The sequence below is a fragment of the Prevotella sp. oral taxon 306 str. F0472 genome (genome assembly GCF_000257925.1).
In the GTDB taxonomy this organism is placed as follows: domain Bacteria; phylum Bacteroidota; class Bacteroidia; order Bacteroidales; family Bacteroidaceae; genus Prevotella; species Prevotella vespertina.
On the sequence record NZ_AJIN01000067.1, the window covers coordinates 286,360 to 297,315 of the forward strand.

Genomic DNA, 10,956 nt, shown 5'->3' on the forward strand with positions numbered 1-10,956 from the left:
ATCCTTTTGGAGACGTTGAATTGTAAGGTAAAAGAGATGAGAGATAAATATACAAGATTCTTATTACTGCTTTTGTCAATGCTTGTCACGGTCTATACAAAGGCACAGGATTGCCAGCCAACAGGCTCTTATAACGATGAGAATGGCGAAGTTATGACGATAAATGCAGGTGATAATTACACAGGATCGGCACCTTTAACGATGAAACTGAAGGCTAATGCGCCTACAACGAATGACCCTGCAACGCATTATGAATGGCATTTCTTTGCACAAACAAGCCCTCGTGAGGCTTTTCTGATACGTTATGATGAAGACACAGAATACACTTTCACGAAGGCAGGTAATACACAGATTGTGCTTTACGAGATACTCAATGGAGACACAACTCGTTATAATCCTATAAGCGTATCTATTAGTGAAAGCAGCTTGCAAATGCCTAATGTTTTCACTCCAAATGGCGATGGTATCAATGATATCTATCGAGCGAAAACAGGCTACAAGAGTATCATTGAGTTCAAAGCAGTTATATTCAATCGATGGGGACAGAAGCTCTATGAGTGGACAGACCCTGCTGGTGGATGGGATGGAAAGTATAAAGGTAAGGATGTAGCTGAGGGCACTTACTTTGTGAATGTGACGGCAAAAGGAGCTGACGGAAGGCGTTTTAATATTCGGCGCGACGTCAATCTGCTAAGGGGATACAACCAATTAACACCCTAAACACACAACTCCTCATTCATAAATCATCATTAGGATAATTCCTAACTCACCACTCCCCATTCATAAATCATCATTAGGATAATTCTTAACTCACCACTCCTCATTCCTAACTCACCATTATTTATCTTATAAGCAACACACAGATATGAACGAAAAGATAGAAGTCTTCGGTGCAAGAGTACACAACTTGAAGAACATAGACATAACTATTCCACGCAACTCACTCACTGTCTTCACTGGACTATCGGGTTCGGGGAAGAGTTCTCTAGCCTTTGATACCATCTTCGCAGAGGGTCAACGAAGATACATAGAGACCTTCTCCGCCTATGCTCGCAACTTCCTCGGTAATATGGAGCGCCCAGATGTGGACAAGATAACGGGACTCTCGCCTGTAATCTCTATCGAACAGAAGACGACGAATAAGAATCCTCGCTCCACAGTGGGCACTACGACGGAGATATATGACTATCTTCGCTTGCTTTACGCACGTGCTGGTGAGGCCTTCTCATATATGAGTGGGGAGAAGATGGTGAAGTACACTGAGGAGAAGGTCGTCGATATGATCATGGCTGACTATCGTGAACGTAAGATCTACATATTGGCTCCTTTGGTTCGAAACCGTAAGGGTCACTATCGCGAACTATTTGAGCAAATGCGACGAAAGGGCTATCTTTACATCCGTATAGATGGTGAAATTGAGGAACTCACACGCGGTATGAAGGTGGATAGATACAAGAACCATAACATCGAAGTGGTCATTGATAAGATGAAACTCAGCGACACGGAAGATGCCACCCAACGTGAACGTCTATCGAAAACTATCGCTACTGCGATGAAACAAGGCGATGGTTTGATTATGATACTGGATAATGAGACGAGTGCAGCAAAATATTTCTCTAAACGTCTCATGGACCCTGTTACGGGTATTGCATATAAAGACCCTGCCCCCAACATCTTCTCTTTCAATTCCCCAGAAGGGGCTTGTCCGCATTGCAAAGGACTAGGTGTAATTGATGAAATCGACCTAAAGAAAGTGATCCCTGATGACGCTTTGAATATCTATGAAGGGGCTATCGTACCATTAGGGAAGTATAAGAATCAGATGATATTCTGGCAGATTGAAGCCCTATTGAAGAAGTATGATTGTACCTTAAAAACACCCGTTAAAGACATTCCCAAGGAGTGCATGGATGAGATTCTATACGGTTCTTTGGAGAAACTAAAGATTGCCAAGGAACTTGTTCACACCTCTTCGGATTACTTCGTATCCTTTGATGGTATCATCAAATACCTCCGCACGATCATGGAAAGTGATGATTCGGCTGCCGGGAAGAAGTGGGCTGACCAGTTCATAGCCGAGGTTACTTGCCCAGAATGCCATGGGCAGCGACTCAATCGGGAGGCTTTATCCTATAAGATATGGGATAAAAACATCGCAGAACTTGCCAACATGGATATCAGCGAACTGAAGGATTGGATTGATCATGTCGAGGAACACATGACGGAAAAACAGCGAGTTATAGCCACAGAGATCGTGAAGGAGATACGCAAACGCATTAACTTTCTATTGGAAGTGGGACTTGATTACTTGGCTCTCAATCGACAAAGTGCAACGCTATCTGGCGGTGAAAGCCAACGTATCAGACTAGCCACTCAAATTGGATCGCAGCTTGTCAACGTGCTTTATATCCTCGATGAACCTTCTATCGGACTGCATCAACGTGACAACGAGCGACTTATCAATTCCCTAAAAGAGCTGCGCGACATGGGTAACACGGTGATTGTTGTGGAACATGATGAGGATATGATGCGTGCTGCCGATTGGATTGTTGACATCGGTCCAAAGGCTGGAAGAAAAGGAGGAGAGGTCGTCTTCCAAGGGAAACCGGCTGATATGCTCAAGCAGCACACGCTCACGGCACAATATCTCAATGGTGAACGTAAGATAGAGATACCCACTGAAAGACGCAAAGGAAACGGCAAGTTTATCAAGTTGATAGGCTGCACTGGCAATAATCTAAAGGGTGTTGACGTAACCTTCCCACTAGGTGAATTGATTGTTGTAACAGGTGTTTCGGGCTCTGGAAAGAGTACGCTTATCAACGAGACATTGCAACCTATCCTCTCACAACACTTCTATCGCTCATTGAAACGACCCATGCCTTACAAGAAGATAGAGGGCATTGACAATATAGATAAGGTGGTGAATGTGGACCAAAGTCCTATCGGGCGCACCCCACGCAGCAACCCCGCAACCTATACTGGGGTATTCTCTGACATCCGACAGTTGTTTGTCAACCTCCCAGAAGCTAAGATCCGAGGCTACAAACCAGGGCGTTTTTCCTTCAACGTAAGGGGTGGACGATGTGAAGCATGTGGTGGTAATGGATACAAGACTATCGAGATGAACTTCCTTCCGGATGTAATGGTTCCATGTGAGATATGCCATGGTAAGCGTTACAATCGAGAGACTCTTGAGGTGCGATTCAAGGGTAAGTCGATTGCAGATGTACTAGATATGACGGTCAACATGGCCGTGGAGTTCTTCGAGAATGTACCGCAGATTCTACCGAAGATAAAGGCTTTGCAGGACGTTGGATTGGGTTATATCAAACTCGGGCAAAGCTCAACAACGCTATCGGGAGGCGAGAGTCAGCGTGTCAAACTGGCTACGGAACTATCGAAGAGGGATACGGGTAAGACGCTATTCATCCTCGACGAACCAACTACGGGACTGCATTTTGAGGACATCCGCATCCTTATGGACGTGCTTGAGAAGCTAGTGGATCGTGGCAACACAGTACTCATCATTGAGCATAACCTTGATGTTATCAAGCTCGCCGACTACATCATTGACATGGGACCAGAGGGTGGTCGCAATGGTGGAAGGCTCCTTGCAGCAGGTCTACCAGAGGTAGTTGCCAAGAATAAAGAGAGCCACACAGCTCCTTTCTTAGCAAAGATTCTGAAATAAAAAACTACTATTTGCAGATGAAGGGGGCGTTTCTTTGATGCAAGGAAAGGCTCTCTTCCATAAGACGAAACGCCCTTCTCAAATGGAGAAGGGCGTTTCCTTATTTTTGTTCTTTCGTTATTACGATTCGTGTTCCTATGTTACTATGTCTTAATAATATGTCATTAAAACAATATGTCTTTATGTCATTTTGTCTAAAAAACACGTCATTAAAACAATATGTCGCTATGTCATTTTGTCTAAAAAAACATGGCATTATGTCTTAAACATCTGTTGCTCTGTCTTTAAAGAGGCTGTTAATCGTCATCATCTACGACTATATTCCCACCAGTTAGTATCTTTTGAGACCCGTCCATATAGGTGAGAACTACCTTTGTAAACTTCATATTCGACGAGTCCCCCCACGTATAATAGGAGGAGTCATTCCATTCCCACGAACACGTATGGAACTCTTCTACAGGTCCAGTACCCCTAAACACACCTTGACAACGCACATCCCCGACATCATTCGTGATGATGAAATGGAATGCTATATAGCGTATCTTGCTCTTGCGGGTATTAACGAATGAGAGGCTCATAGTCACATATCCGTTCTCATCATCCCAATCCCAATCTTTGATGTAACCATAGGGTGCGAGTTCACGTAGCCCATTGATATAACTTGTATACGAATCGGTCAGGTTATCCAAGGCACTACGCCTATTGCGATCAGACAATGATAGTTCTTTCTGAAAGGCTTTCCAATGATACATAAACGCAGAGTCTTCACGCAACTCATCAGTTATTTGTGCTCGATGCACATCCTTATGATCCAATCCGAGATCGCCATCTTCCTGCGTAAAGAAGTAGATGGAATCATTGTCGATACCGATTGTCTCCGATACATCCGAGCCATTGAAAGTGTTATCGCAGAACGTGCAATACAAGGTGGAAGAGCCTAAAGGCACATCATGCGCCGTATGGCTCCGACGGTACAGCTCCTTCTGATTGGCTCTATCAATCTCTGCCAACTGACGATGAAGCACCTCATCGAGCGAGTCCTGTTGTGCTTTTGCTGTGGAATCAGCAATTTCCTGCCCTCGACGCTGGTTCAACACATAGTACTTATCGGCTAATTGTCGGTTGCGTTTGTCGATAGCTTGTGTGAGAGCAGTGCCCGATAAATGAGGTATATCCTTGAGTTTCTTGATGTATTTAGCAAACTCCTTTTCCAATACGATGACCACATTTCCGTTCTTTGTGAGCACGTAAAGGCAATTAGTCGACTTATCGAAAGCATAGTTCTCCACGACATCATTCACCTCAGGAACCATCCTGTTCGTTAACACCTCATAGTATCCTAAACCGTTACGATGGTAACTTACGAGTTCTTTACGCAGCATTGAATTGCGATCGGAATACTGAGCTTGAATGCACTGACACGTTATTAGTAAGCAAAGAATTGCCAAGATTTTTCTCATAGAGTGTACTAAAATGGCTGTAATAAATGGTTTTGTTTATTGTGCAAAAATAATAATAAAAAGCGAACTAGGCAACGATTCTACCGCAAAAGATAGATTGCAATGGTAAGGAGAGGGCGTTTCCTTAAAGTCTTCACAAGCCTTTCCAAAAGAGGAATGACCCTATCCTAGCTCACTCCCGATAGGTAGTCCTCCCCTTTCGAGGAGGATAGGTGGGGCTGGAAGGCGCCTTATTTCCAACTATGTTCACCCAATTTATATTCGCCTTTGACCTTTATGTCCATCCCCATGAGCTTCATTCTCGACTCCGTGGTATAGTCGTTCACCCAGAAAGAAGGGGTGAAGTGATAGGTATCAGTGGCGTTATAAGAGATAGTAGTCATGCCCATTGCTCTCATTTGTGACCAGTTCTTTTCAATCTGCGAAACGGCATCGTCGCCTACTCCAAACTTCTTCATATTACCGATGAGGAAGCCCTTTACGTCATCTTCTGACATGTTTGCTTTGACCTTACCCACGACGGTGAGCATTCCAAGGATTTGGTTGACATCATAAGAGGTAGTGGTCTTCATGCCCTGAACCGACTTATCTTCTTGATCGCCAGTCTTCAATGTCTTGCCATAGAGACTGAATACAGTTTGCTCCTTAACATACTCTGTTATGAACTCTTCCGTGAGTGTGTTACTAAGTGCCATGAGCATGTTCATCTTTGGATTAACCTTTTCGATCTCTGGGTTCTTGGCGTATAATGAATCAATCTTAGCTATGCCCGTCTTACTCATCTTGCCCACTGCTTCCTCGGAATTAAGCAACTTCTTGAGTTCACCATTCTTATCGGTTTGATAGAGCAGAGGTACGTCGTTCAGCATTGTCAATAGCTGTCCACCCCCCTGCTGGAGTGCTGTCTCATCACCATCTACCTTTAAATCGGAGAAGAGGAGTTCGATCTGATAGCCCTCGGCATTGGCTTCCTTCACATCGACATGCAGCTTACTTGTCACGTTGGCAGTCAGTGTTTTGCCTTGCATCATACTTGCCAAATCAATGTTTGCAGTATATTCATAGGTAGCTTTATCGCCCTTATTAAAATTCGCTTTGATGAGCGTTTGCGCCTGTAAAGCTACTGCTGTGAATAAGAGAACGAATGTTAGAAATGTCTTTTTCATACGCTTTTGGGTTTTAGTGAATAGAATATTAATATTGTATAAAGCAATTGTCTCCAACCCAAGAAGTTGATTCCTCGGATTGGAGACAATATGTTTTTAATATGATCTTGCGATGATGACGCGATATTTAGCAGGCTTTCCACTTACCATATCGACGCCTGGTGTCTGTTCAAACATGTATGGGACGCAGCGGATAGTGGCTTGTGTATCCTCCTTGATCTTGGCTTCTGTCTCTTCAGTACCATCCCAATGACAGAGGAAGAAACCGCCATCTTTCACCTTCTCTTTAAACTCTTCGTAGTTCTCGCACTCGTAGATATGCGAGTCACGGAACGCCTTCGCCTTATGGAAGATATTGTCTTGAATGTCATCAAGAAGAGCCTTCACGTGCTCGACGATACCATCGAAACTAACGCTCTCCTTCTCTAGTGTGTCACGACGCATGAGCTCGATTGTATTGTTCTCAAGGTCACGTCCACCCATTGCAAGGCGCACTGGAACACCTTTGAGTTCATAATCTGCGAACTTAAAGCCCGGTCGCTTGTTGTCAGCATCATCGTATTTAACAGTGATACCAAGCTCTCGAAGTCCGTCAATGACGGGTTGTAGCTTTGCAGTTAGCTCTTTCAACTGCTCTTCGCCTTTGAAGATTGGAACGATAACAACCTGTATTGGCGCAATCTTCGGTGGTAGAACGAGGCCGTTATCATCGGAGTGTGTCATAATGAGGGCACCGATCAAACGTGTACTAACGCCCCATGAGGTAGCCCAAACATATTCTGGCTTGTTGTCTTTATTTAGGTAGGTAACATCGAAAGACTTGGCAAAGTTCTGTCCAAGGAAGTGTGACGTACCACTTTGTAAAGCCTTTCCATCCTGCATCATTGCCTCAATAGTGTAGGTGTCCAAAGCACCTGCAAAACGTTCCGTCTCGCTCTTTACACCCTGAACAACTGGTACGGCGAGCCACTTCTCAGCGAAGTCTGCATAGACATGAAGCATTGTTTGTGCTTCTTTCTCGGCCTCTTCACGAGTAGCGTGTGCCGTGTGTCCCTCCTGCCAAAGGAACTCTGAAGTACGCAAGAAGGGGCGTGTGCGCATCTCCCAACGCATCACATTGCACCACTGGTTACACATCAGTGGCAGGTCACGCCATGAGTGGATCCAGTTCTTATAGGTGTTCCAAATAATCGTTTCACTCGTTGGACGGATGATTAACTCTTCTTCTAACTTAGCGTTAGGGTCAACTTCAACGGCATTACCATCGTCAGTTGCCTTCAAACGATAGTGTGTGACTACAGCGCACTCTTTAGCGAATCCCTTTACATGTTCAGCCTCTCTTGATAGGAAACTCTTAGGGATAAGGAGTGGGAAGTAGGCATTCTGCACACCAGTCTCCTTAAACATCTTATCGAGTTGAGCCTGCATCTTCTCCCAAATAGCGTATCCGTAAGGCTTGATAACCATACATCCGCGAACCGCAGACTGCTCTGCTAGGTCGGCCTTTATTACCAAGTCGTTGTACCATTGAGAGTAGTTTTCAGCTCTCTTGGTCATGTGTTTTAGTTCTTTTGCCATATATTTATAATCTTCAAAATGCTTGTTTTAGGGGAAATCCACTACCTTTTAGGTATTTCCCCATACCTTTGAACGGTATAATGTCTATCTTTGTGCAAAATTACAAAAAATAGTTGGCAATAGTCTCAATACTCCAATAATTGTTTAACTTTGCATGAATTAAAGGAGAGAGAACCGATAAGGAGGATTGCTGAAAAGGTAAAAAGAGAATTATCACATTATAATATATACAGTTATGAAGAATATGAAAATGATGGCAGCAGGGCTGTGTGTGCTCTCTGTCGTAAGCTGTCAAACAAAGCAAGGAACTGGAACTTTAATCGGTGGTGGCGCTGGTGCTGTACTCGGCGGCATTGTTGGTCAGATCATAGGTAAGAATGGTAAGAGTACTGCAATAGGTGCTGCTATTGGTGGCGCAGTAGGTGCTGGAGCTGGAGCTATCATCGGTCGTCACATGGATAAGGTGGCTCGTGAAGCTGCACAACAGCTCCCTAACGCTAGTGTTGATAAGGTTACGGATGCAAACGGACTTGAGTGTGTGAAGGTAACATTCGATTCTGGTATCCTATTCCCACTCAATGGTTCTAACTTGAATGCGGCTGCTAAAAACGATCTAACGAAGTTGGCAGGGCTTATGAAGACTAATTCAAACTGTGACGTGGCTATTCAAGGTTACACAGATGCCTCTGGTAACGATAATATTAACATCCCTCTTTCTCAGCGTCGTGCGTCTGCTGTATCTTCTTACTTGAGAGGTCAGGGTGTTTCTAGCCGTCAGATTCGTTCGGTAGAAGGCTTCGGAAGCCAGAACCCTATTGAGAATAAGACTGTTAGTCAGAAGAACCGCCGTGTGGAAGTGTACCTATATGCTTCTCAAGAGATGGTTCGCCAAGCTAATAATGGTTCTTTGTAAGCTATAAGAAATCGGGTAACCATACGCTGAGAGAGCAATGGTTTGCTTGATTAGAAGTAGATATTAGGAAGTAGGAAGAATTCGTTTGAGGTTCTTCTTACTTCTTTCTTTATTGCTGATAGCGGTTAGATTTGTAAATTAAAATATACCCTTTAACTGGATATAACCAATATCTCCATAAGATAAAAACGAAGATTTCCCAGGAAACTAGTAACACTAATCCTGGGAAATCTAATCTTATAGATACTACTTCTTCGTAACGCTGTTTGAAGCCTCAGTCAACTTTGAAGTAATCTCAGAGAATTTCTTCATCTGTTCAGGCGTCAACTTGTCCTTAACCATATCTAATTGAGAACTAACTTCCAATGCTTTCTGCAAAACAGGTGTCCACTGTGTAGCAACTGACGCATCACCAGCTTTCATCTTATTCATGAGTCCAACTAACTCATCTACACAAGAACTATAAGATTCAAGAAGTGCTTCTGGATCTTTAGAATCAGCCGTCGTAGATGCTGCCTGACCACCGCCTTTTGTCGAATCAGTCATTTCTACTGCTGCACCATCAGCATTCTTCTGCTCTTTCTTCTGGTTACATGAAACAAGACACAAAGCAAATAAAGCTACTGCAAATAATCCAATCTTTTTCATAACATGATGTTTTTAAATAAAAAGAAATGTTTAAAGTTATTTGATTGCAAATATAGTCTTTATTCAAATACTACAAGGTTTAGTCCAGTTAAAAATAATTAAGTGAGTAAACAAATCCATTCACGTATGCACTTCAGCTTCTATTATTCTACGAACTCTTCCCTTCTCTGACCAATATATTACCGCTCTTGTAATAACATAATCAATTAAATCCAGCCGAATAATACGTGTGTCCAACTCTATACTTATCTAAAACTTTTCATCCTTCAGCCTTATTCAATATAAAAACAGGGTTATAAAAGAATCAATCAAAGATGCTGTAAACAGATGTTGTACGCTATCTCAATCATTGTAAAACAACAGTTTACAGAAATATCAGCTTTTCCTCGCCTATTAAGAATAACATTCAGCAATCCAACCTACCATCAACATTATCGGAATCCAGCATGAACTCATCATGTGTTGAGCCTAAATACTACTGTATTCTACATTAATTCTTCTTGCACACGTACCACTTTCATCATTCAGTACTTGTACAACTTTTCAGAAAAAAACTACTGCTTGTGTGACCAAATACTTGTCCCTAAATATAAAGTACTATCATTTTAAGCAAAAAGTACTATCGTTTCATCAAAAACGGAGGTACGTTTCACTAAAAACGGAGGTACGTTTTATTAAAAACGGAGATACGTTTTAACGAAAACGAAGGTATGTTTTATCAGAAACGGAGGTACGATTGAAGCAAGTCGATAAAAACATCTTGAGGCTTGTCTATGGTATTTCAGTAAAGTCTCTCCATCTACATTACTTTCTTGCCGATGGTGAACATTCGTTTGGTGAGGGCTGGGAAGAAGATTGGAGAGAGAAGGTCAGTAATGGCTCTCCATCTACATTACTTCCCTGCGGATTGTGGAGGTTCGTTTGGAGAAGGCTGAGAGAGAATTTGGGAGAGGAGGTTGAGGAGTTATAAGGTGATAGAATTGAGAGTGGAACCACAAAAAAGGGAACAAAAAAAGAGAGCCTCAAAGATTTCTCTTCGAAGCTCTCTCATATTAAAGAAGGCGGCCACCTACTCTCCCGCATTGCATTGCAGTACCATCGGCGCAGACGGGCTTAACTTCTCTGTTCGGAATGGGAAGAGGTGGAACCCCGACGCAATAACCACCTAATATTTCGTTCGATCGACTAGTTATGAAGTTGACAAGTTGACTAGTTATCACTTCTGTCTTTTGTCATTTCTTCGTTTCTTATCAGTAGATTATTCGTAGTTTTATATTAGTCTCTCGGACTAATAACTCGTTTACTTGTACACTTTTAACTTGTTAACTTGTCTACTCCTAAACTAATCTACTAACTTGTCAGCCGTATAAGGTGACGTATTTTCACAAGCAAAGACTTGTATGTTAGAACTGATTACTTCATTTTAAAGATTACACAGCTCAAAGTCTGAGTCACTGGTCTGCACTATCGACTTGGATAGTGCTAGACCCGAAGAAA

8 protein-coding genes and 1 rRNA gene are annotated in these 10,956 nt (G+C 42.8%); 4 read left to right on the forward strand and 5 right to left on the reverse strand.

All coding sequences use genetic code 11. From position 1 onward, the window contains the following. Nucleotides 1-36: 36 nt before the first annotated feature. Both HMPREF9969_RS11370 and uvrA read left to right on the forward strand, forming a co-directional pair. A complete protein-coding gene (locus tag HMPREF9969_RS11370) occupies nt 37-720 on the forward strand; it encodes a gliding motility-associated C-terminal domain-containing protein (RefSeq protein ID WP_050899979.1) in 684 nt (227 codons plus the stop codon). Nucleotides 721-865: 145 nt separating this feature from the next. Next, the gene (gene uvrA, locus HMPREF9969_RS11375) at nt 866-3,694 is read left to right on the forward strand and encodes an excinuclease ABC subunit UvrA (RefSeq protein WP_009435811.1); all 2,829 of its coding nucleotides are present in this window, start codon (nt 866-868) and stop codon (nt 3,692-3,694) included. Between the two features lie 296 nt (nt 3,695-3,990). On the opposite strand, the gene HMPREF9969_RS11380 is transcribed toward uvrA, so the two are convergent. From HMPREF9969_RS11380 to proS, 3 genes are all read right to left on the reverse strand, one after another. Next, nucleotides 3,991-5,154 (reverse strand): hypothetical protein, encoded by a 1,164-nt coding sequence (locus tag HMPREF9969_RS11380; RefSeq protein WP_232212674.1) that lies wholly within the window; start codon nt 5,152-5,154, stop codon nt 3,991-3,993. 230 nt (nt 5,155-5,384) lie between these two features. After that, the gene (locus HMPREF9969_RS11385) at nt 5,385-6,320 is read right to left on the reverse strand and encodes a hypothetical protein (protein WP_009435941.1); all 936 of its coding nucleotides are present in this window, start codon (nt 6,318-6,320) and stop codon (nt 5,385-5,387) included. 96 nt (nt 6,321-6,416) lie between these two features. Then, complete coding sequence (gene proS / locus HMPREF9969_RS11390) at nt 6,417-7,898, reverse strand: proline--tRNA ligase (protein WP_009435833.1); 1,482 nt, start codon at nt 7,896-7,898, stop codon at nt 6,417-6,419. Nucleotides 7,899-8,133: 235 nt separating this feature from the next. On the opposite strand from proS, the gene HMPREF9969_RS11395 reads away from it, so the two are divergent. Further along, nucleotides 8,134-8,811, forward strand: coding sequence for an OmpA family protein (locus HMPREF9969_RS11395; RefSeq protein ID WP_009435836.1), 678 nt, complete (start codon nt 8,134-8,136; stop codon nt 8,809-8,811). 246 nt (nt 8,812-9,057) lie between these two features. Here the strand turns inward: HMPREF9969_RS11395 and HMPREF9969_RS11400 are convergent, their stop codons facing one another. Then, complete coding sequence (locus HMPREF9969_RS11400) at nt 9,058-9,459, reverse strand: hypothetical protein (RefSeq protein WP_009435966.1); 402 nt, start codon at nt 9,457-9,459, stop codon at nt 9,058-9,060. A 736-nt stretch (nt 9,460-10,195) separates the two neighbouring features. Between HMPREF9969_RS11400 and HMPREF9969_RS11405 the strand changes: the two genes are divergently transcribed. Further along, a complete protein-coding gene (locus HMPREF9969_RS11405) occupies nt 10,196-10,429 on the forward strand; it encodes a hypothetical protein (protein WP_009435946.1) in 234 nt (77 codons plus the stop codon). A gap of 86 nt (nt 10,430-10,515) precedes the next feature. On the opposite strand, the gene rrf is transcribed toward HMPREF9969_RS11405, so the two are convergent. Then, nucleotides 10,516-10,628, reverse strand: a 5S ribosomal RNA gene (rrf, locus tag HMPREF9969_RS11410). Between the last annotated feature and the right edge of the window lie 328 nt (nt 10,629-10,956).